This window comes from Rhodovulum imhoffii, assembly GCF_003046545.1.
Classification (GTDB): Bacteria; Pseudomonadota; Alphaproteobacteria; order Rhodobacterales; family Rhodobacteraceae; genus Rhodovulum; species Rhodovulum imhoffii.
The window spans coordinates 40,633-61,870 of record NZ_QAAA01000014.1; the positions used below are offsets into that span (position 1 = coordinate 40,633).

The 21,238-nt window shown below is 59.0% G+C and carries 18 protein-coding genes and 1 pseudogene; 6 read left to right on the top strand and 13 right to left on the bottom strand.

Translation table 11 applies throughout. From position 1 onward, the window contains the following. Positions 1–3: 3 nt before the first annotated feature. Both C8N32_RS11095 and C8N32_RS11100 read right to left on the bottom strand, forming a co-directional pair. Complete coding sequence (locus C8N32_RS11095; protein ID WP_107893054.1) at positions 4–771, bottom strand: HpcH/HpaI aldolase family protein; 768 nt, start codon at positions 769–771, stop codon at positions 4–6. Between the two features lie 12 nt (positions 772–783). Then, positions 784–1,722, bottom strand: coding sequence for a 2-hydroxyacid dehydrogenase (locus tag C8N32_RS11100; protein ID WP_107893055.1), 939 nt, complete (start codon positions 1,720–1,722; stop codon positions 784–786). A gap of 631 nt (positions 1,723–2,353) precedes the next feature. Between C8N32_RS11100 and C8N32_RS11105 the strand changes: the two genes are divergently transcribed. The 3 genes from C8N32_RS11105 to C8N32_RS11115 all read left to right on the top strand — a co-directional run bounded on the left by C8N32_RS11105 (position 2,354) and on the right by C8N32_RS11115 (position 4,812). After that, a complete protein-coding gene (locus C8N32_RS11105) occupies positions 2,354–2,944 on the top strand; it encodes a TetR/AcrR family transcriptional regulator (RefSeq protein ID WP_107893056.1) in 591 nt (196 codons plus the stop codon). A 144-nt stretch (positions 2,945–3,088) separates the two neighbouring features. After that, positions 3,089–4,123, top strand: coding sequence for an NADP-dependent oxidoreductase (locus C8N32_RS11110; RefSeq protein ID WP_107893057.1), 1,035 nt, complete (start codon positions 3,089–3,091; stop codon positions 4,121–4,123). 11 nt (positions 4,124–4,134) lie between these two features. Then, positions 4,135–4,812 carry a type 1 glutamine amidotransferase domain-containing protein gene (locus tag C8N32_RS11115; protein WP_107893058.1) on the top strand — a complete coding sequence of 226 codons (678 nt, stop codon included), beginning with the start codon at positions 4,135–4,137 and terminating at the stop codon, positions 4,810–4,812. 291 nt (positions 4,813–5,103) lie between these two features. On the opposite strand, the gene C8N32_RS11125 is transcribed toward C8N32_RS11115, so the two are convergent. From C8N32_RS11125 to C8N32_RS11175, 11 genes are all read right to left on the bottom strand, one after another. Beyond that, entirely contained in the window at positions 5,104–8,259 is a 3,156-nt protein-coding gene (locus C8N32_RS11125; RefSeq protein WP_107893060.1) for an efflux RND transporter permease subunit, read from the bottom strand. A gap of 11 nt (positions 8,260–8,270) precedes the next feature. Continuing rightward, the gene (locus C8N32_RS11130) at positions 8,271–9,422 is read right to left on the bottom strand and encodes an efflux RND transporter periplasmic adaptor subunit (RefSeq protein ID WP_107893061.1); all 1,152 of its coding nucleotides are present in this window, start codon (positions 9,420–9,422) and stop codon (positions 8,271–8,273) included. 394 nt (positions 9,423–9,816) lie between these two features. Continuing rightward, a complete protein-coding gene (gene preA, locus C8N32_RS11135; protein WP_107893062.1) occupies positions 9,817–11,115 on the bottom strand; it encodes an NAD-dependent dihydropyrimidine dehydrogenase subunit PreA in 1,299 nt (432 codons plus the stop codon). 3 nt (positions 11,116–11,118) lie between these two features. Further along, positions 11,119–12,444, bottom strand: coding sequence for an NAD(P)-dependent oxidoreductase (locus C8N32_RS11140; RefSeq protein ID WP_107893063.1), 1,326 nt, complete (start codon positions 12,442–12,444; stop codon positions 11,119–11,121). Between the two features lie 160 nt (positions 12,445–12,604). Beyond that, a complete protein-coding gene (locus C8N32_RS11145; protein ID WP_420853803.1) occupies positions 12,605–13,222 on the bottom strand; it encodes a TetR family transcriptional regulator C-terminal domain-containing protein in 618 nt (205 codons plus the stop codon). A 279-nt stretch (positions 13,223–13,501) separates the two neighbouring features. Further along, the gene (locus tag C8N32_RS11150; protein ID WP_107893065.1) at positions 13,502–14,476 is read right to left on the bottom strand and encodes an ABC transporter substrate-binding protein; all 975 of its coding nucleotides are present in this window, start codon (positions 14,474–14,476) and stop codon (positions 13,502–13,504) included. Positions 14,477–14,521: 45 nt separating this feature from the next. Next, positions 14,522–15,367 carry an ABC transporter permease gene (locus tag C8N32_RS11155; protein ID WP_107893066.1) on the bottom strand — a complete coding sequence of 282 codons (846 nt, stop codon included), beginning with the start codon at positions 15,365–15,367 and terminating at the stop codon, positions 14,522–14,524. After that, positions 15,364–16,239 (bottom strand): ABC transporter permease, encoded by an 876-nt coding sequence (locus tag C8N32_RS11160; RefSeq protein ID WP_107893067.1) that lies wholly within the window; start codon positions 16,237–16,239, stop codon positions 15,364–15,366. The genes C8N32_RS11155 and C8N32_RS11160 overlap by 4 nt, the downstream gene beginning before the upstream one ends. A gap of 9 nt (positions 16,240–16,248) precedes the next feature. Then, positions 16,249–17,037, bottom strand: coding sequence for an ABC transporter ATP-binding protein (locus tag C8N32_RS11165; protein WP_420853802.1), 789 nt, complete (start codon positions 17,035–17,037; stop codon positions 16,249–16,251). A gap of 2 nt (positions 17,038–17,039) precedes the next feature. Further along, on the bottom strand, positions 17,040–18,494 hold the full coding sequence (gene hydA, locus C8N32_RS11170; protein WP_107893069.1) for a dihydropyrimidinase: 1,455 nt from the start codon (positions 18,492–18,494) through the stop codon (positions 17,040–17,042). 90 nt (positions 18,495–18,584) lie between these two features. After that, the gene (locus tag C8N32_RS11175; protein ID WP_107893070.1) at positions 18,585–19,835 is read right to left on the bottom strand and encodes a Zn-dependent hydrolase; all 1,251 of its coding nucleotides are present in this window, start codon (positions 19,833–19,835) and stop codon (positions 18,585–18,587) included. A gap of 129 nt (positions 19,836–19,964) precedes the next feature. Here C8N32_RS11175 and C8N32_RS11180 point away from each other — a divergent pair, with 129 nt between their 5' ends. The 3 genes and pseudogenes from C8N32_RS11180 to C8N32_RS15125 form a co-directional block, all read left to right on the top strand. Next, the gene (locus C8N32_RS11180; RefSeq protein WP_107893071.1) at positions 19,965–20,618 is read left to right on the top strand and encodes a TetR/AcrR family transcriptional regulator; all 654 of its coding nucleotides are present in this window, start codon (positions 19,965–19,967) and stop codon (positions 20,616–20,618) included. A 42-nt stretch (positions 20,619–20,660) separates the two neighbouring features. Then, entirely contained in the window at positions 20,661–20,951 is a 291-nt protein-coding gene (locus C8N32_RS11185; RefSeq protein WP_107893072.1) for a DUF1330 domain-containing protein, read from the top strand. Positions 20,952–21,057: 106 nt separating this feature from the next. Then, positions 21,058–21,238, top strand: a pseudogene (locus C8N32_RS15125) (hypothetical protein); the annotation flags it as partial.

The window sequence follows — 21,238 nt, forward strand, 5'->3', positions numbered from 1 at the left end:
GGCCTATTCCCTGATTGTCCGGCACGCTTCCAATCGCGCCATTGCACCCCGTCGCAGAACGCTCAAATCCATGTCGATGGCGGTGAACACGCAGCCGGCGCTCACGACATCTTCCAACAGGCCCTGATCCGGCGACAGGAAACCCGCCGGCTTTCCTGCGGCACGAATACGGCGGATACCGTCCAGGATCGCCGCGTGGACCTCCGGATGTTTTGGGTTTCCCGGATGGCCCAGGCTCGCGGCAAGATCGGCCGGCCCGATGAACAGCCCGTCGATTCCCGGCACCGCCGCGATATCCTCCAGCCGGTCCAGCGCCGCGCCGGTCTCGATCTGGACGATCAGGCAAATCTCGTCCCGTGCCGTGACGAAGTAGTCCGGCGCCGCGCCGAAACCCGCCGCGCGAGACACGTTACTCACCCCCCGAATGCCAGCCGGCGGATAGGCGACCGCGGCAGCGGCGAGTTCGGCTTCCTCGACCGTCTGCACGTAAGGTATCAGGATGTTGCGCGCACCCACATCCAGAAGGCGCTTTATCTCGGCCACATTGAGGCAACTGGGCCGTACCATCGGTTCGGTCTCGCAGGCTGAAAGAGCCTGCAACATCGCCATCACGCCAGGCTCGTCGTTAGGGGTGTGTTCGCAATCGAGCAGGATCCAGTCATACCCGAGTTGCCCCAGCATCTCGGTTACCATCGGCTCGCGCATCATGCTCCAGATGCCGATCTGCTGTCGCCCTTGGACAATGGCGCGTTTGAAGCGGTTCTCTTTCATACCCCGCCCCTGTCAGTTCACGGCCGTCAACAGCGTCCGGCCCGCGTGATGGGCTGCCACATTGTCGCGCTGAAGCTGCCCCATCGCGGCACGCGTCTCAAATGTGCCGGATCCTTGATGCGGTTGGATCACCACATTCTCCAGCCTGTAAAAGCGGGGGTCGATATCCGGCTCGTTCAGAAACACGTCAAGCGCCGCTCCGGCGATCCTGCCCTCTTCCAACGCCTCCAACAAGGCGCGCTCATCCACCGTCGTGCCACGCGAGATATTAACCACCACACCGCGGGGGCCAAGCGCGTCGATCACCTTTCTCGAGACGAATTTCTCGGTTTCCGCGCCGCCGACAAGGGCAATCACCAGATAATCCACCGCCCGCGCCAACGACACCGGATCGGCATGATAGGTCCAACCCGGCGTTGGTTTCTCGGAGCGGGCGAAATAGTGGATATCCATCTTGAACGCCGCCAGCCGATCGGCGATCTCGCGGCCGATCCTCCCCAGGCCGACGATACCCGCGCGCCCGCCTGAAACCTTGCGGTTCAACCGGTATTCGCCCGCGGTCTTCCAGTTGCCAGACCTTGCCCATTCGCTGGCCTGCACCATCTCACGGCCCTGCATCAGCAGCATCGCCACGGCAAGATCCGCCACATCGTCATTCAGCACATCTGGCGTGTTCGTCACCCTGATCCCGCGTGTGCTTGCGGCTTTGACGTCTATCGCATCGTAGCCAACCCCGTAATTGGCAATCAGGGCGAGGTTGGGCAGAAGGTCCATCTCTGTCATGCCAACGGCATGGTGCCCCTTGTAGGCCAGGGCCGTGATCGCCCCGCGGGCAGCACCATCAAGTCCGGACAGCTTTTCAGGATGGTCGAGGAACACCGGATCAAAGGCTTCTTTCAGGGCGGCGGTATCGATGTCGCTATAAGGGCCGATAACAAGTGTGGCGGTCATAATCGCTCCTTTTGCAGCTGGGTCAACGATGCGGCGCTGGACCCGCCCTGTCAAACCGGGAAAGCCCCGTGTCGCCAGTAACTGCACATTGGCCCGGCCTGTGCCCGAGACCGTGTTTACAAAATGGAGTCGCAAAACGCCTTGGGCGTACTTCGGGCTGGCATCTGCAATGAAGACCAGTTTGGCACGAGAATCGATGTCGGGCGAGGCAGGAGACGCCCCGAACGATTCACCACGCCCGTCCCCTGCCACGAACGAGCGCAACCCAACCAGCGGCTTGGACCTGACGGGATTTTCCGGACTGCTCACACCGGAGCCCATGAGGTGACCCGCCCGAAAATTCGCGAACGGTCACGCGTTCACCGGCAGGCCCGGCCCCGAACCATGACCGGCTCCGGAGGCAGATATCGACAGCCGGAATGAAGCGAGGCAAAAACGCACACCAGCCAATGACCGACAAAATGTCGACCCGCCTTTGGATGCGTATTTGTCAGCAGGACTCACCGAAAGCAGCCATCGCCCTGGTGTGGGCCGCTGTTTTCGCGGGGTCCGAAATGCTCATGTGAAATATTGGGTAAAAAAATTTGCGCCCCCTCTAGACGACCGGTCTAATCGTGCCTAGATCCCCCACATGAAAACACAAGCCAAAGATACACGCAGCCATATTCTGGAAGTTGGACGCAGCCTGACGGCGCGCCAGGGCTATGTCGGAGTGGGACTGAATGAGCTCCTGAAAGCTGCGTGCGTTCCCAAGGGATCGTTCTACCACTACTTCGAATCGAAAGAAGCCTATGGTTGCGCACTTCTTGAGGATTTTGTCGAGCAATACCAGGAAACGCTTGCCAGCACCCTCGGGAATCCGGAACGACCGGCACGCAGCCGGATTCTGGCGTATTTTGAAGGCTGGCTTGCAAAACAAACTGGCCCTGTGTTGCAGGATCGGTGCCTTGTGGTGAAGTTATCCGCAGAGGTCGCCGATCTGTCGCCGGACATGAGCAGGATTTTGCAAAACGGCGTAAACAGCATCATCTCGAGGCTGGCGAAAACATTGGAACAAGGCACCGCTGACGGATCGATCGCACCGCTGGAGAACCCAAACGATCTGGCACAGTCGATCTACTACCAGTGGCTGGGGGCCAGCCTGGTTGCGGGCCTTTCCCATGACGACGCCCCCCTGCAAGCGGCGATGAAAACAACGAGAAAGGCCATACCCGCCCCTTGATCCCCGGAAGCAAACAAGGCGGACCTTCTGACCATTTGCGAATGCAGATAAGACGACTGGTCTACTTTAAAAGTTCAACTTTGGAGAATGTCCCGCGCAACTGTGCGACACTCCCGCGAACCATTCACAGGAAAGGAACAGCACATGACACAGACCACAATGACGAACCGCCAACTCATACTTGCGGAACGCCCCCGGGGCGAACCGACAAAAGACACGCTGAAACTGATCGAGACGCCCATACCGACGGCCGGTGCAGGTCAGATGTTGCTCCGCACCACGTTATTGTCGCTTGATCCCTACATGCGCGGCCGGATGAGCGATGCCCCCTCCTACGCAGCCCCTGTAGAGGTCGGTGGCGTCATGGTGGGTGGCACAGTCGCGCAGGTCGTCACCTCCGATATCGACGGGTTCGCCGTGGGGGATTACGTGCTCAGCCTCAACGGCTGGCAGGATTATGCCGTGTCGGATGGCACAGGTGTGACGAACCTTGGAAAGTCCCCGGATCACCCCTCCTGGGCGCTTGGGATCCTCGGCATGCCCGGCTTTACCGCATGGGCGGGGCTGACCCGCATTGGCGCGCCTCAGCCGGGTGAAACAATCGTGGTCGCGGCAGCAACCGGCCCGGTGGGGGCAACCGTCGGCCAGATCGGCAAACTGCTCGGCTGCCGCGTTGTCGGCGTTGCCGGCGGATCGGACAAGTGCGACCACGCAGTGACCAACCTGGGCTTTGACGCCTGCATCGACCACAAGGCAGATGATTTTGCCGAACAACTGGCCGCTGCGACCCCCGATGGCATCGACGTCTATTTCGAGAATGTCGGCGGCAAAGTGCTGGATGCGGTGATCCCCTTGCTGAACGCCAATGCCCGGATACCAGTCTGCGGATTGGTTTCGCAGTATAACGCCACCGAAATGCCCGATGGGCCGGATCGCATGAACTGGCTGATGGGCCAGATCCTGAGCAAGAAGGTCAAGGTACAGGGTTTTATCATCTTTGACGACTTCGGACATCTTTACCCCGAATTCGCCAGGGAAATGTCGGTGTGGATCGAAGCTGGCAAAATCAAATACCGCGAAGAGATCATCGATGGCCTAGAAAACGCGCCCAAAGCCTTTGTCGGGCTTTTGAAAGGCGAGAATTTCGGCAAGCGGGTTATCCGCGTTGCCCAGGATTGAAAGGCAAGAAAATGAAAATTCTGATGGTTCTGACATCACATGACCGACTTGGCGAGACGGGTAACAAGACCGGCTTCTGGCTGGAAGAATTCGCCGCTCCCTACTACGTCTTCAAGGACGCGGGCGCGGAGATCACGCTTGCCTCGCCCAAGGGCGGTCAGCCTCCGATCGACCCGTCCAGCGACAATGACACCGCCCAGACGGAACACACCCGCCGGTTCAGGGCCGACAGCGACGCACAACAGCATCTCGCCACGACACTGAAGCTTGCGGATGTTCCCGAAAACGGCTTTGACGCGATCTTCTTCCCGGGCGGGCATGGCCCGCTGTGGGACCTGGCCGAAGACGCCGACAGCAAGCGCCTTATCGAGGCCTTCGCAGCAGCCGGCCGGCCCATGGGCGCCGTGTGCCACGCACCGGCCGTATTCCGCCACACGTACAGAGCCGACGGCACGCCGTTGGTCTCGGGGCGTCGCGTCACGGGCTTTACCAACTCCGAAGAAGCCGCGGTGGGGCTGACAAACATCGTGCCCTTCCTTGTCGAGGACATGTTGAAGGCCAATGGCGGACAATTCGAGCGCGGCGAGGACTGGGGCGATTTTGTCCTGCGCGATGGCAATCTGATCACCGGACAGAACCCCGCTTCTTCTGCCGGGACCGCCAGAGAAATACTGACGCTGCTCGGCTGACCTGTATTGATCGGGCTGATCCCCCACTCAAAGGGTTCTCCGCTTCCCCGAACAAAATGGCGGACCCTTTCAGTGGGCTTCAGGGGGGATATATCCATCCTGCGCACCGCCCGGAAACCACATTCATCGCGGGACACACCCGTTCAATCCGCCCACGACACAGCAGAGCGGGAAATCAAGAACGGTTCGTTTTTCAGCATCTTCTGAGCGGCGACGCAGCGCAACGTGTTATGAGGACCCCGGAAGACATCCCCTCAGCCTGCGATCCCGCCGCCGCCATCAAGCCCTGACCTAGGCTGCATCCCCCTTTTCGGCCAATCCTTTGGCGACTTTCTGGTCTTTCGGCCGCGTCCAATCCCGCATGTGTTCGAAGACTATGAACAGCAAGGGTATCAGGATGACGCCGATCACCGCTGAACCGATCATCCCGGCAAACACGGGCACACCGACCGCGAACATGCTGTCTGCGCCAGGCCCACTCGCAGTAACCAGAGGCACAAGACCCGCGATGAAAGCAAACGAGGTCATCATGACCGGGCGGAAACGCTCCTGCGCGCCCATCACTGTCGCCTCTTCGATCGATTCGCCCTCTCCCAATCGCATGAGCGCGAATTCAACGATCAGGATGGCGTTCTTCGCGGCCAAGGCAATCAACACGACGATACCGATCTGCACGTAAACGTCGAGCGACGAGCCGACCACCCAAACACCGAAGATTGCCGCAAGCACCGCCCCGGCAACGGACAACATAACCGAAATTGGAACGTTCCAGCTTTCGTAGAGCGCCACAAGGAACAAATACGCAAACAACATCGCGAACCCAAGGACAATCGTGGTCTGCCCGGCAGAGCTTTTCACCTCAAGCGCCATTCCGGTCCATTCATAGGCGAAACCGTCCGGCAACACCTCGTCCGCGATCCTTTCCATCTCCGCGATGGCTTCGCCGTCGCCAACACCCGGCGCGGGGCTGCCGTTGATCGCCACGGATCGATAATTATTGTACCGAACCAATGACCGCGGCCCCGAATCAATTTCAGCCGTTGCAAATGATGAGACACGAACCATCTCGCCATTGGCGTTACGCACCCTGATATCATAAAGTGCATTGATGTTGTCGCGGGCCTCGGGGGCGCCGTTGACCCAAACTGTGAAGTTCTTGCCAAACAGCGTGATGTCATTGACATAAATACCGCCCAATGTGCCTTGCAGGGCCGTGAAAACCTGCGGCAAGGTCAGACCAAGCGCGTATACCTTTTCACGGTCTATATCCAGGCGGATCTGGGGCGAAGATGCGTCAAACGTCGTATAGACTGCTGACAGCTTTTCATTCTGGTTGGCATTGACGATCAGACTGCGCGTTACGGCCGCCATTTCGCCTGCATCCTGCCCCTGCAACGCCTCCACCATCATTTCGAACCCGCCAGTGGTTCCGATACCCGGGATCGCGGGCGGGTTGAGGGCCAGGAAATTCGCGTTCGGGATCTGCTGAAGCTTCTCCGTCAGACGGCGCACGATTGCGGTAGAATGCATGTCTGCGCCCGTTCGCTCTTCGAACGGGGTAAGCCGAATGAATGCGACACCGCCGTTCGAAGCAAGCCCGCCGTCGATCAGGCTGAACCCTGCGACGATAGCCGCGCTTTCAACCGCTTCGTCCTCTTCGAAGATCTTCTGACCTTCCTGCATCACATCGAAAGTCCGGTTAAGCGACGCACCGGGCGGCAGCGTCACCGTCGCCATTATAAAGCCCTTGTCTTCGGCCGGCATGAAGCCGGATGGCGTGATCGCGCCAAGGCGCGCCGTGGCAAACATGAACAAGGCGGTCAGCGCGATACTTAAAATCGCAAGACGCGCGAGGCGGCGCACCAGACTGCCATAGCCGCGGCTGATGGAGTTGATGCCGTCAGAGATATTCTTCATGAAACTGACCGGCTCACCGGGTTTCATCAGCACGGCACAAAGCGCCGGTGAAAGCGTCAGGGCGTTGATCGCCGAAATCACCATCGCGGCCGAAATCGTAACGGCAAACTGCCGGAACAACACGCCGCTGGAACCGGACAGAAACGCCACAGGCACAAATACCGAAAGCAGGACCAGCGTGATCGCGATAATCGGCCCTGTGATCTCCTTCATTGCCTTTCGGGTTGCATCCGCCGGAGAAAGGTCCGGTTCTTCATGCATCACCTTTTCGACGTTTTCCACAACCACGATTGCGTCGTCCACAACGATGCCGATAGCAAGGATCATGGCGAGCAACGAAATCGTATTGGCGGAATACCCAAGCGCCAGAAGCACGGCAAAGGTCCCGATGATCGAGACCGGAACGGCGACCAGGGGAATGATCGTCGGGCGGGCACGTCCGAGAAACACGAACACCACGATGCCGACAAGGATGAAGGCTTCGATCAGCGTGTGTTCGACCTTCTTGATCATCGCCTCAACGAACTCGGCCGTGTCATAGATGTAAGTGTATTTCACGCCATCCGGAAACCGCTCTTCCAGGTCGTGCAATTTCTCACGAACCGCCTCGGCTACCGAAACGGCATTGGCGCCGGGGGACAGATAGATCGCGACCGGCGCGTTGGCTTCGCCCTGGAATCGCGTCTCGACATCATAGAACTGCCCGCCAAGTTCGACTTCGGCGATATCCTTGATCCGGATATAAGACCCATCGGGCATGGCCCGCACGATGATGTCTTCAAACTCTCCAACATCCGTGAGCTTGCCCTTCGTCGTTATGGTCATTTGCAGCTGCGTATCGCTGCCTTTGACCAAAGGCGCGGCACCGACACGGCCCGCCGCAGCCTGTAAATGCTGGCTGCGGATTGCCGACACGACGTCTTCATGCGCAATATCCAGATCGGCCAGCTTCTGCGGATCGATCCAGACACGCATCGCGTAATCCCGCAGGCCGAAGTTATATACATCCCCCACACCATCGATGCGCTTCAACTCATCCACAATGTTGATCGCAACAAAGTTCGCCAGGAATAACTGGTCATGATCCTTGTTGTCGGAGTGGAACGTGAAAACCTGAAGAATGTCGGTAGATGCCTTGAAGATCGACAACCCCTGGTCACGCACGGATTGCGGCAACTTGGGCTCTGCCAACTTGACTCTGTTTTGAACGTTCACCGTTGCGATATCGGGATCTTCGCCCAATTCGAACATGACCTGAAGCGCATACTGACCCGAATTGTTCGAGTTGGAACGCATATAACGCATGCCCGCAACGCCGTTCACCTGACTTTCGATGGGAAGCGCCACCGCCTCCTCGACAGAATCGGTGGATGCGCCACTATACGAGGCCAGAACCTGTACCGTTGGGGGGGCAATCTCTGGATATTGCGATACCGGAATCACGCGCATCGCGATCAGGCCGGCAATTGTGATCACGATCGAGATGACAAACGCGAGACGTGGCCGGCGAATAAAAACTTCGGAAATCACGGCGCCGCTCCTTAGTTACTTGGTTGAGCGGCATTCGGAGCCACTTTGATGCCTGGCGATGCCTTCTGGATCCCCTCGACAATGACGCGCGCGCCCGGCTCAAGGCCCGACCTGACTTCCAGATAACCGTCTTGTTGGCGCCCCTCTTCAATACGCGCAATCTGGACTTTATCCTCGTCATCGACAGTCAAGACAAAAGATCCCTGCTGATCGATAAGCAAAGCCTGCAAAGGAATGGCCAGAACACTCGTGTCCTCGTTCGAAACCACGCGGACATCCACAAGTCCGGAGTTCACCAGAAAATAGTCAGGGTTGGGAACGGTTGCCCGGACGACAATCGTATCCGTCGAGGCATTCGCGGTTACATCGGCGAATGAAACCTGCCCATGGTGCTCATATTTTTTGCCATCGGCCAGGGTCAACTCGACAAAGACGTCTTCATTGCGGGCCCCACGCTTTCGGATATCGATGAACAGGGTCTGCGGGACGGGAAATCTCACATATACCGGATCGGTTTGCACGATGCTTGCCATCACGCCGGATTGCGGACTGATCAAATCCCCTACAGAAACGGTCGAGCGCCCGATCAACCCCGTCAGGGGCGCCTCGATCGTTGTGTATCCCAGGTTGATCTGCGCCTCTTCCACCTTGGCCTTGGCGGCCGCGACATTCGCAAAGCCGATGTCCAGCCTTGCCTGCGCCTCTTCAAGCATCGCGCGGGATTGGACGTTTCGTTCTGTCAACTCGAGTTGCCGGTCGAATTGCTGTTGTGCCAGCTTTTCGTTTGCCTGTGCGATCTGCAACGCGGCCTGAGCTTGATTGAGCGCGTTGCGGTAGATTTCCGAATCCAGCTCATAGAGAAGATCGCCCTTCTCCACACGCGCCCCTTCCTCGAAGTGCCTGGCCTCGAGATACCCCTGGACCCGAGCAAGGAGTTCAACAGCTTCTATTGCTTCGACCCGGCCCGTGAACGCACTTGCGTTCTCAAAATTCCTGGTCTCCGTGATCGCGACGGTAACCGCCGGCGCGGGCCGCTCCGCCTCATCCGACTGAGCGGACACAGGCGCCGATATCGAATAAATACCTATTATAAAATAAAAAATTATCCTGCGCAAGCCTCCGGAATGAGAACTCGGAGCACGTTGAGGGCCGGACAAAATCATGGTGAGCTCCTTGTACTGTACGCATTTCTCGGGCAATTTGCTGGGCGAGCGTAAAGCAGAATTTTAACCAGTTCTAGAGCATTTCTTGAGTTTAATTCTTAAATGGATACGGTTTTTTCGTCGCGCCTGACCCTGATAGGCCACCCCATGAACAGGTCATTTCGACCCGACAACTGGCCTGACCACGGCGCCGGCAGCGCAAGACTCAGGCTGAACTGACAGACAGCCCAGGGAACGGCACCTAAAATGGGTCTCACCAGCAGGAGACCGGGGCCAGGACCCCAGCGAAAACCGCCCGCACAACGTGGCCTGGAATGTCCCCTCCCCGTGAGATCGCAGAACCAAAATCAAGATCTCTTGGGGAGGCCGGTGAAACGCGGGCCGGGTCCTGCCCCTAACCGCATCCGGCCCCGATGTTGTTGGGATGGGTTGTCCAGTTTGCATATTGGCCAACCTTTTTGCCTGTACGTTCGTCCACTTCCCCCACCTCCAGTTCCCGCATCGTGATGCAACCTTCGACCGGGCAGACATTGACACACAGATTACAGGCGACACATTCCGCATCGTTGACCTCGAAGACGCGGCCCTGATGCATCCAGATCGCCTGGTGCGAGGTATCTTCGCACACGATATGGCATCGCCCGCACTTGATGCATTTGTTTTGATCGATCACAGCCTTGGTAACATAATTCAGGTTCAGATCCTGCCAGTCCCTGGCGTTGGGAACCGCACGGCCGACGATCTCGGTGACACTCCCGAAGCCCTTTTCGTCCATGTACTGGCCGAGGCCCGAGATCATTTCCTGTACGATCCTGAAACCGTAGGTCATGGCTGCGGTACACACCTGGACGTTTCCTGCCCCAAGCGCCATGAACTCCACCGCATCCCGCCATGTCGTGACGCCGCCGATGCCACTGACCGGCAGGTTGGCGGTCTCCGGATTGCGCGCGATTTCAGCCACCATGTTCAGCGCGATCGGTTTGACCGCAGGTCCGCAATAACCACCATGCGCGCCCCAGCCGTCGATCGTGGGTTCGGGCGCGAAAGTGTCGAGATTGACCGACGTGATCGAGTTGATCGTATTGATCAGCGATACGGCATCCGCCCCCCCATCCAAGGCTGCCTTGGCAGGGTAGAGGATATTGGTGACATTCGGCGTCAGCTTCACGATGCAGGGAAAGTCCGAGTGTTTCTTGACCCACTCCGTCACCATCCGGATGTATTCGGGCACCTGGCCAACGGCCGATCCCATCCCCCGTTCGGCCATCCCGTGGGGGCACCCGAAATTCAGTTCGACCCCGTCGGCGCCGGTATCTTCGATCCGCCTGAGGATGTCGCGCCAGGGCTTCTCCTCGCAAGGAACCATGAGGCTGACCACAAGGGCATGATCGGGATAATCCTTCTTCACCCGGGTGATCTCTTCGATATTCACCTCGAGCGGACGATCGGTGATCAGTTCGATATTGTTCAGACCAAGAAGCCGGCGGTCCGCGCCATGAATCGCCCCATAACGCGGGCCGCTGACATTCACGACAGGCGGGCCGGCTTCGCCGAGAGTTTTCCAAACGACCCCTCCCCATCCGGCCTCATAAGCGCGGCGTACGTTGTACTCCTTGTCCGTCGGTGGCGCGGATGCCAGCCAGAATGGATTCGGGGATTTGATGCCAATGAATTCCGAACTCAGATCTGCCATGACTTATCCCTTCCCCATCAGGTTCTTGTGAATGTCTTCGGCAGCATCGCGACCCTGGGCAACGGCTGTCACGGTCAGATCTTCCCCGCCTGAAGCGCAGTCCCCGCCGGCCCAGATTCCCTCAACGGAGGTTCTGCCGGCCTCCCCCACCTGAATCTTGCCATCTTGTACCGCCAGAATATCGGGCACACCTTCAAGCGCCTGTCCAATCGCGCGCATCACCTGATCGGCCGGAAGTGTGATTTCGGCCCCGGTCTCAACCAGCTTTCCATCGCGGGTTTCGGTCCGTGCAAGTGTGATGCTGCCCGAAGCCAGAGATCTTGGTGCGGCATTGTAAAGGATACGAACACCTTTCGAAGTCGCGAGGATCTGCTCGAATTCGGAGGCTGCCATGGCGGCCTTGTCCCTACGATAGGCGATTGTCACGGTTTCAGCACCCAAAAGCCTGGCCTGAACAGCGGCGTCCACTGCGGTCATGCCACCCCCGATCACCACAACATTGCGGCCTACGGGAATGTCGGTTTTATCCCGTGACTGACGCAGTTCGGAAATCCACTCCACCGCATTCACATCGGCGTCATGAGTGCCTGGAATTGTCAGCGCGTTCACACCCGCCAGACCGACTGCGAGAAACACGGCATCATGGCTTTTCCGGAGCGTCTCAAGCGACAGATTCCCCCCAAGCCGCATTCCGTATTCAAGGGTGATCCCGCCAATGCCCATCAGCCATTTCAGTTCCTTCTGGGCAAAATCGTCCGCGGCTTTGTACGCGGCGATACCGTATTCGTTCAGACCGCCGCCTTTTGCGCGCGCGTCGAAAACAGAGACATCATGGCCATGCAACGCCAAACGGTGCGCACAGGCAAGACCGGCGGGGCCGGCCCCCACGATCGCAACGGACCTGCCCGTTGAGGCCGCGCGCGTATAGGGGTGCCCCCCCTGTGCCATCAGACGGTCGGTGGCGTGGCGTTGTAATTGGCCGATGATGACGGGCTTGCCTTCCGCTTCTTCACGGACACAGGCCTTTTCACACAGGGTTTCGGTCGGGCATACGCGGGCGCACATCCCGCCGAGAATGTTTTGCGCGAAAATCGTGTGAGCGGCAGCCTCGGGCCGCCCCGTCGCGATCTGCCTTATGAACAATGGAATGTCGATCTCGGTCGGGCAGGCCTCCATGCAGGGGGCATCGTGGCAGAAGTAACACCGATCCGCCGCAACACGGGCCTCATGATCGCTGAGCGGCGGGTGAAGTTCACTGAAATTGGAGCCGATCTGCGCGGAGGACAACCGCCCGGACGCAACACCCGGAGTGGAATGATCATTGGTCATTGCTCTCTTCCCTGATGGCCCAGCAATTTTTACACCCGATCAAATTTTGATCAACAAGTAAAAATTTCCGGGGGCCGGAAATCGGCATTCGAACCCCGGAAAATAACGGCCTTGGTCCGACGAATTGGCGCCTGCCTTTTGGCCCGTACCGCATGCAATCTCAGGAAGGTGTCAACGCCCTGCGGTAGAAATTTTTCAAGAAAGCCCCGGCTTGCGGGAAATGGTCTTCGCCAGACCTGTTGAGTATCGCGCTGACCTGTACATCGAAATCCGCATAATGCTGCGTTGTTGCCCAGATCGAGAACAGCAAGTGTTTCGGATCGAGCCGCGTCAGCTTGCCGTCATCCATCCAGGCCTGAATGACGGCTGATTTTTCCTCTACCAACATGCGCAATTCGCCCTTGAGCGCAGCCATGATTCTGGGCGCGCCCTGCAACACCTCGTTGGCGAACAGGCGGCTTTCGCGCGGCTGGGTGCGCGACATATCCAGCTTCTGCTGAACGTATTTCAGGATTTCCTCAACGGGGTCGCCATCCGGGTCGAGCCTGTGCAGCGGAGCCAGCCACGTTTCCAGCATCGCGGACAAAAGCGTCACGTGGATGTCTTCTTTCGAGGGGAAATAATAGAGCAGATTGGGCTTTGAAAGCCCGGCCTCCTGTGCGATCTGATCCAGGGTCGACCCACGGTATCCATGGCGTGAAAACACCTCGAGCGCGGCGTCGAGGATGGCTTGGGAGTTCTTCCGCTGGATGCGGGTATTGCGCTGCGGCTTCAAGATGATGCAATGCCCGTTCTGAACCAGGTAACATCGGAGCCGGCCGGGTGTCCGGCAAAATTCCCGGTAGCAAGCAATCTGGCCAAACGGCAACAAAATGTCAAATACGCCCCCACAGACGCCTGATCGGATGCGGGGCGGCAACGGCGAACGTTATCCGCAAGTTTCTGACCCACACAAGCCTCCGCCCGGATCGCAGGCCGCAGATTCACCGCCGCATGGCGACCCCTCACCGTTACGCCGGCACACCGGCGTAACGGCGAATCCATCGGTCAGGCACGCTCAGTTCAACGCGGCATCGGTAATGACATGTGTCCAGGCGCCTTCCGGAACCGCGGTGATGACCGGATCAGACCCCCCCGACATCAAAGTCGAAACAGTCCGCTCATAATCTGCCGGATCAAGGGCGCCATTCGACCCTGCCGTCAGTTTGGCGATTTCCCCCATCATTCGGATCTGGTGATGCTCGGTCTGGGCCCCTGTTTCATCGTTGTCCAAAACGATCATGGCTGCCTTTTCCGGGTTTTCCTCGGCCCATTTCCAGCCCTTCATGGAGGCTCGCACGAAGCGGGTCATCTGATCGACGAATGCCGGGTCGTCCAGCCGTTCCTCGATCACGTAAAGGCCGTCCTCGAGCGTGGCGACACCCTGATCTTCATACTTGAAGGTCACGAGATCGTCCGCGGTCAGGCCCGCGTCGATGATCTGCCAGTATTCGTTATAGGTCATCGTCGATACACAATCGGCCTGACCCTGAAGAATCGGATCGACGTTGAAACCCTGCTTGAGAACGGTCACACCGTCGTCCCCCCCATCGGTTCCGATGCCCAGCGTGCTCATCCAGCTCAGGAACGGATACTCGTTCCCGAAAAACCAGACCCCCAGCGTCTTGCCCGGGAAATCGGCCGGGCCGGTGATGCCCGTGTCCTTGCGGCACGTCAGCATCATGCCAGAGCTCTTGAAAGGCTGCGCAATGTTGACGACCGGGGCTCCTTGTTCACGTGCGGCCAGAGCCGAGGGCATCCAGTCGATCATGACATCGGCCCCCCCGCCCATGAGCACCTGAACGGGGGCAATGTCAGGCCCGCCCGGTTTGATGGTGACGTTGAGATCTTCGTCGGCATAATAGCCGTTCTCAAGAGCCACATAGTAGCCCGCGAATTGCGCCTGGGTGACCCATTTGAGCTGTAGCGTCACATCGTCGGCGGCCAAGGCGCCCCCTGCGGTCAGCGCCAACGCCCCAAGGGCTGCTTTCATCTGCCTTATCATTTGTCTTCCTCCCGGTTGGTTGATTCAGGTTGCTCAGCCTCTTTGCGAGGGATGCCAGAACGTGACCCCTTTTTCGAGTAGTGCGACGGCGCCGTAAAAGGCCGAACCGGCCAATGCCGCCACGGTTATTTCCGCCCAGACCATATCAAGCCCCAGTTTGCCGACCTCGGTCGAAATCCGAAAGCCCATACCTTTGATGGGGCTGCCGAAAAATTCGGCGACTATGGCTCCGATCAACGCCAGCGTTGTCGCAATTTTCAGGCCGTTGAAAACGGCGGGCATCGCGGCGGGCAGGCGCAGTTTGGTCAGCGTCTGCCAGTAACTTGCCGAATAGGTCGCCATCAGGTCGCGCTGCATCCTGTCGGTCGCGGTCAGGCCCTGTACCGTGTTGACCAGCACCGGAAAGAAGACCATCGCGACGACAACGGCCGCTTTCGACTGCCAGTCAAAGCCGAACCACATGACCAGAATAGGGGCCGTGCCCACAATGGGCAGAGCCGCAATGAAATTGCCCACCGGCAGCAAACCGCGCTGCAGGAACGGGGAGCGATCGATCAGCACCGCAACAAGGAACGCCGCGCCGCATCCGATCACGTAGCCGGAAAGGGCGCCCTTGACGAAAGTCTGAACGAAATCGACCCAGAGAACGGGGAGACTGCCGGCAAAGCGTTCCGCGATGGCCGATGGCGGTGGCAGGATCACATGAGGCACGTCCAAACCACGCACCATCCCTTCCCAGACCGCCATGACCGTGACGCCGAAAATCATTGGAACAGCCAGTTTCACAAGACGGGTCTGCCTGAGGGCGCTGTTGGCGAGTTTGTAATTCGCCCAATAGCCGACGGCCCAGGACACCAGGGCAAAGACGATCCAGGTCATTGGCTCATCCCCATTCTTTTCAGAATGGACCGTTCGGCCAGACCGATTGCACCGACCAGAATGGCGGCAAGGATGGCCGCCGCGAACAGGGCCGACCAAATCTGGATTGTCTGTCCATAATAGCTGCCCGTCAGCATGCGCGCGCCCAGGCCCCGGACAGCGCCCGTGGGCAACTCGCCCACGATCGCCCCGACCAGCGATGCCGCCATGCCGATTTTCAAAGAGGTGAACAGGTAAGGCGTCGAGGATGGCAACCGCAGCTTCCAGAAGGTCGCGTTCGGAGTCGCGTTATAGGTACGCAGCAGATCGAGTTGATCGGAGGACGGGCTGCGCAACCCCTTCACCATGCCGACAACGACCGGGAAAAAACTGAGATACGCCGAGATGATCGCCTTCGGGATCAGACCCTGAATACCGACCGAGTTCAGAACGACGATGATCATCGGCGCAATGGCCAGAATCGGGATGGTCTGCGAAGCGATCGCCCAAGGCATCACCGACATGTCCATTACGCGGTAATACACAATGCCCACCGCCAGCAGAATACCCGCACCGGTCCCCATGACGAACCCAAGAAGCGTGGCCGAGAGCGTGATCCAGCCATGAAAGATCAAAGACCGTTTCGACATGGCCCGCCCCTGGAGCGCCATGTCCGCGGTGGTATTCCATAGCTCCACCACGACCTGGTGGGGGGCCGGCAAACGGGGGCGCTCCTGGCTCCAGGTGTCGGCCACCAATTCGGGGATGGACAACTCCACCCCGGCCCGCACCGCCTGATCCTGCGCCCATTTCGCGTTCATCCACACGGCAGCGCCATACCAGAACACCACGATGGCGGTGACAACGGTGAGTATGGGAAGGAAGGATCGCATCAGCCGGCCTCACTCATCGTCATAGGCATGACCGGCCCGCAACCCTTCGCGGACCCTGTGGGCGATTTCGAGGAATTCCGGCGTGTCGCGGATATCCAGCGGGCGTTCGCGCGGCAATGTACTTTCGATCACATCCGTGATGCGGCCCGGACGCGGGCTCATCACGACGATCTTGGTCGACAGATAAACCGCCTCGGGGATCGAGTGGGTGACAAAACCGATCGTCTTGTCGGTCGACCCCCACAGGTGAAGGAGCTGCTCGTTCAGGTGGTCGCGAACAATCTCGTCCAGCGCGCCGAAGGGTTCATCCATCAGAAGAAGATTGGCATCAAAGGCCAGGGCACGGGCGATGCTTGCCCGCTGCTGCATGCCGCCCGACAATTGCCAGGGAAATTTCTTGCCGAAGCCGCGCAGATCGACCAGGTCAAGAACCCGGTCGATCTGCGTGTCCTGTTCGGATTTCGGAAAGCCCATGATCTCAAGCGGCAAGCGAATGTTGTCGCGGATGCTCCGCCAGGGATAGAGCCCGGCGGCCTGGAAAACATATCCGTAGGCGCGCCGTCGGCGAGCATCGTCCGGGCTCATCCCGTTGACGGTTATACTGCCGGCTGTCGGGTGTTCCAGGGCTGCCACCACGCGCAGAAACGTGGTTTTCCCGCAGCCGGACGGACCGATGAAACTGACGAAATCGCCTTTGTCGATGGTCAGCGTCACGCCCTTCAATGCGTGTACCGGACCATCGTTCGTTTCAAAGGTCAGATTAAGGTCTTTTGCTTCGATGACGGGGGCGTTGCGCACGTTCAAACTCCGGTTGCAGGAATCCCCCTGCGAATAACCGGCCGCGGCGCCGTGAGGGCCTTCCACTGCGACAGCGCCTTGTTCACGGGGGCATTCGGTTCACGGGCCACGAATTTGCCGTACCCTTCCCGGGTGCGGATTTCTCCGTCATGGATCGCGACATACCCGCGGGTCAGGGTGAAGCGCGGAAGGCCTTTGACGTGGTGGCCCTCGAAGACGTTGTAGTCGATGGCGCTTTGCTGATCGCCTGCGGCGATCGTTTTTTCCTTCTCCGGGTCCCAGACGACGATATCCGCGTCGGCCCCGACAAGAATGGCGCCTTTGGTCGGATAGCAATTCAGGATCTTGGCGATATTGGTCGAGGTGACGGCCACAAATTCATTCATCGTCAAACGGCCCGTACCCACGCCATGAGTCCAAAGCATTGGCATCCGGTCCTCCAGCCCGCCGGTCCCGTTGGGAATCCTGGTGAAATCGCCCGCCCCAAATCGCTTCTGTTCGGTCGTGAAGGCACAGTGATCGGTTGCGACAACGCTGAGCGACCCGGATGCCAGACCGGCCCACAGGCTGTCCTGGTGCTTCTTGTTGCGGAACGGAGGTGACATGACGCGGCGCGCCGCATGGTCCCAATCCTTGTTGAAATACTCGCTTTCATCCAGGGTCAGATGCTGAATCAGCGGCTCACCCCAGACGCGCTTGCCCTGCATGCGGGCGCGGCGAATGGCTTCGTGCGCTTCTTCACAACTCACATGCACCACGTAAAGCGGCACCCCCGCCATGTCTGCAATCATGATGGCACGGTTCGTGGCCTCGCCTTCGACCTGGCTCGGACGCGAATAGGCATGTGCCTCAGGGCCGGTATTGCCTTCGGCCAGCAACCTGGCGCTGAGCTCGGCCACCACATCACCGTTTTCAGCATGGACCATGGGTGTGGCGCCCAGTTCGGCCAGACGGCTGAAGCTGGCAAACAATTCGTCATCGTTCACCATCAGGGCCCCCTTGTAGGCAAGGAAATGCTTGAAGGTGTTGATGCCCCGTTCCTGCACCACGGTTTTCATGTCTTCGAAGACCTGCTCCCCCCACCATGTCACGGCCATGTGGAACGAGTAGTCGCAATTGGCCCGCGCCGACTTGTTGTCCCAGCGTTTCAGCGCGTCCAGCAGGCTTTCGCCCTGGTTGGGAAGGGCGAAATCGACGATCATCGTGGTTCCCCCCGCCAAGCCGGCGCGGGTTCCGGATTCGAAATCGTCACTGGAATAGGTTCCCATGAAGGGCATTTCGAGGTGGGTGTGCGGGTCAATACCGCCGGGCATGACATAGCAGCCGGTCGCATCCAGTTCCTTGTCGCCTTTCAGATCGGGGCCGATTTCAGCGATCTTGCCCCCGTCGACCGACACGTCGGCTTTGTAGGTCAGGTCAGCCGTGACGACCGTTCCGTTCTTGATGACTGTTGTCATGGTTGTTCTCCCCGCTCGCCGGACCGTTTGAGCGCCGGCTTTCCTTGGTATCCGCGTCCCCCGCTTTCGGGCTTGGGGCCCGGCGGCAGATCATTCGACGATTTCCGCCGTTTCCACGACCGCATGCATCAACACATCCACACCGGCTGTGGCCCAGTCTTTTGATATCTCTTCGGCTTCGTTATGCGACAGCCCGTCGACACAGGGGCACATGACCATTGCGGTCGGGGCAACCTGATTGATCCAGCAGGCATCGTGCCCCGCACCCGAGATGATGTTCATGTGGCTGTAGCCCAGGCGTTCGGCGGCATTGCGGATGGCCTTGACGCAGTTTTCATCGAAGGTCACCGGGTCGAATCCTCCCACCTTTTCAATCTCATAAGACAGTTCCATCGGCTCGCAGACATCCTTCACCGCAGCAGCCAGCCGGGCCTCCATGTCCTCGATGACGGCACGCTCCGGGCTGCGCAGATCGACGGTAAACACCACCTTGCCGGGAATCACGTTGCGTGAATTGGGATAAACATCGATGTGCCCGGCCGCCCCCACGGCATGAGGCGCGTGGGAGCAGGCGATCTCGTCTACCCTTTCCAAGATCCGCGCCATGCCGAGACCCGCGTTGCGGCGCATCGGCATCGGGGTGGACCCGGTGTGGGCCTCCTTGCCCGTGATCGTGATCTGGGTCCAGCTCAGCCCCTGGCCGTGGGTGACCACGCCGATATCGACACCCTCGGCTTCCAGGATGGGACCCTGCTCGATGTGCAACTCGAACATCGCATGCATCTTCCGGGCCCCTGTCGGCTCATCGCCTTCCCAACCGATCCGCCTGAGCTCATCCCCGAACCGCTTACCTTCGGCATCGGTCCTGTCCTTGGCCCAGGCTTCCGTGTGAATCCCTGCGAAAACACCCGAGGACAGCATCGCGGGGGCGTAGCGGGTACCTTCTTCATTTGTCCAGTTGGCAACGACGATCGGGCGTTTCGTCCTGACGCCGAGATCGTTCAGCGTGCGCACAAGCTCCAGCCCGCCAAGAACACCGAGAACGCCGTCATACTTGCCCCCTGTCGGCTGGGTGTCGAGATGCGATCCCACATAGACAGGCAGGGCATCGGGTTCCGTACCGGGGCGGGTGGCGAACATGTTTCCCATTGTATCCACCCCCACCCGGCAGCCGGCCGCTTCGCACCATTTCCGGAATAGCGCACGCCCCTCTGCATCTTCATCGGTGAGCGTTTGCCGGTTGTTTCCGCCTGCAATCCCTGGTCCGATCCTGGCCATTTCCATCAGGCTTTCCCATAAACGGTCGCCATTTATTTTCAGGTTTACACCAGGTGCAGTCATCTTATTCCCCTGTCGCTGTCTGTACGAGAGTGTGCCCTCTCTTGCCTTGGCCATCATCCTGACCATATGGTCAGGATAACAGCAGCACACCCCGACCACCCGATCAAGAAAATTCTGGAAGGGAATTGCATGACGTCAACCATCCGCCCCTTGAAAAAGAAAAAGGTCCGCCAGGAAAACGAAAAGATCATTTTGGATGCAGCGGAAAAAGTTTTTTCCGAAGCCGGCTACGGGGGGGCGACAATGCAACTGATCGCTGATGTGGCAGGTTTGCCCAAAGCCAACCTGCACTACTATTTCCCGACAAAAGAATCTCTGTATCGACAGGTCGTCCAGAACATTTTCAACGTATGGCTTGTGGCTGCCGAGGTGTTCGACAGCGCCACCGGGCCAGCCGAAGGCCTGGGGGCCTACATCGACGCCAAGATGGAAATCTCCCGCCGTCACCCGGCCGGTTCCAAAGTCTGGGCCTCCGAGGTGATGCACCGGGCACCGATTATACACGACTACCTGGAAACCGCACTGGTCGATTGGACCAACGACCGGATCAAGGTCATGCAAGGCTGGGTGGAGGCTGGCCTGATGGACCCGATCGATCCCCGGCATCTGCTTTACATGATTTGGGCGACCACGCAGCACTACGCGGATTTCAATCATCAGATCGAAACCCTGAATCACGCACAGCCGCTCTCGGACAAACAATGGCAGGCAGCGAAGCGAAATATAAAACGAATTATCCTGAAGGGGATCGGCGTACCGGAGTCGGAGCTTTCCAGGCTCTGAATATTCAACGCCCCCCGCACGAAAGACCGAAAGGAAACGCTCATGACGAAAGCATACTCCATTGTCACTTACCTGAATATCTCAGACCCGGATCGCTTTGCGGCCTATGCGAAAATCGCCGGGCCGGCGATCGAAGCAGAGGGCGGCCGCTTCATTGCCCGTGGGGAACCCGTGGAAATTCTTGAGGGGACCAACAACAACCGGGTCGTGATTATCGAGTTCGAAAGTACGGAAGCCGCCTTGTCCGCTTATCGCAGCGCAAGCTACCAAAGCGCGGTGGAGGCCCTTGGGGATGGTGCCCGGCGGGATTACCGGATCGTGCCCGGCTGCTAGGGTCAGGGTTTCTGTTTCATCTCCACTTCTTGGCGGTTACGCTGTGCCGCAACCCTCCCTTATCAAGTCGCCCTAAACTGTCCCATCGGTTCTGACGTCAGGCAAGTTGCTCAGCGGGCTCACGCCGTACGGGTGCATCTTCCGGGTCTGGACTTTGGAGGCGGATCGACCCTTTCCCGATCTGATCCCCGCGATACCGGGACTGAACATCTGGGCGTGGCGCTCAGAGGTTTTTCATCCGACTGTTTTTATTCATCGCATTCATGCGTTTGATGCGGCGTTCGACG

Excerpts from the sequence above, each read along its gene's own strand:
- C8N32_RS11185 (WP_107893072.1), top strand. The coding sequence starts at position 20,661 with ATGACGAAAGCATACTCCATTGTCACTTACCTGAATATCTCAGACCCG.
- C8N32_RS11155 (WP_107893066.1), bottom strand. The coding sequence starts at position 15,367 with ATGACCTGGATCGTCTTTGCCCTGGTGTCCTGGGCCGTCGGCTATTGG.
- C8N32_RS11105 (WP_107893056.1), top strand. The coding sequence starts at position 2,354 with ATGAAAACACAAGCCAAAGATACACGCAGCCATATTCTGGAAGTTGGA.
- C8N32_RS11160 (WP_107893067.1), bottom strand. The coding sequence starts at position 16,239 with ATGCGATCCTTCCTTCCCATACTCACCGTTGTCACCGCCATCGTGGTG.
- C8N32_RS11150 (WP_107893065.1), bottom strand. The coding sequence starts at position 14,476 with ATGAAAGCAGCCCTTGGGGCGTTGGCGCTGACCGCAGGGGGCGCCTTG.
- preA (WP_107893062.1), bottom strand. The coding sequence starts at position 11,115 with ATGGCAGATCTGAGTTCGGAATTCATTGGCATCAAATCCCCGAATCCA.
- C8N32_RS11130 (WP_107893061.1), bottom strand. The coding sequence starts at position 9,422 with ATGATTTTGTCCGGCCCTCAACGTGCTCCGAGTTCTCATTCCGGAGGC.
- hydA (WP_107893069.1), bottom strand. The coding sequence starts at position 18,494 with ATGACAACAGTCATCAAGAACGGAACGGTCGTCACGGCTGACCTGACC.
- C8N32_RS11175 (WP_107893070.1), bottom strand. The coding sequence starts at position 19,835 with ATGACTGCACCTGGTGTAAACCTGAAAATAAATGGCGACCGTTTATGG.
- C8N32_RS11180 (WP_107893071.1), top strand. The coding sequence starts at position 19,965 with ATGACGTCAACCATCCGCCCCTTGAAAAAGAAAAAGGTCCGCCAGGAA.
- C8N32_RS11115 (WP_107893058.1), top strand. The coding sequence starts at position 4,135 with ATGAAAATTCTGATGGTTCTGACATCACATGACCGACTTGGCGAGACG.
- C8N32_RS11095 (WP_107893054.1), bottom strand. The coding sequence starts at position 771 with ATGAAAGAGAACCGCTTCAAACGCGCCATTGTCCAAGGGCGACAGCAG.
- C8N32_RS11140 (WP_107893063.1), bottom strand. The coding sequence starts at position 12,444 with ATGACCAATGATCATTCCACTCCGGGTGTTGCGTCCGGGCGGTTGTCC.
- C8N32_RS11100 (WP_107893055.1), bottom strand. The coding sequence starts at position 1,722 with ATGACCGCCACACTTGTTATCGGCCCTTATAGCGACATCGATACCGCC.
- C8N32_RS11110 (WP_107893057.1), top strand. The coding sequence starts at position 3,089 with ATGACACAGACCACAATGACGAACCGCCAACTCATACTTGCGGAACGC.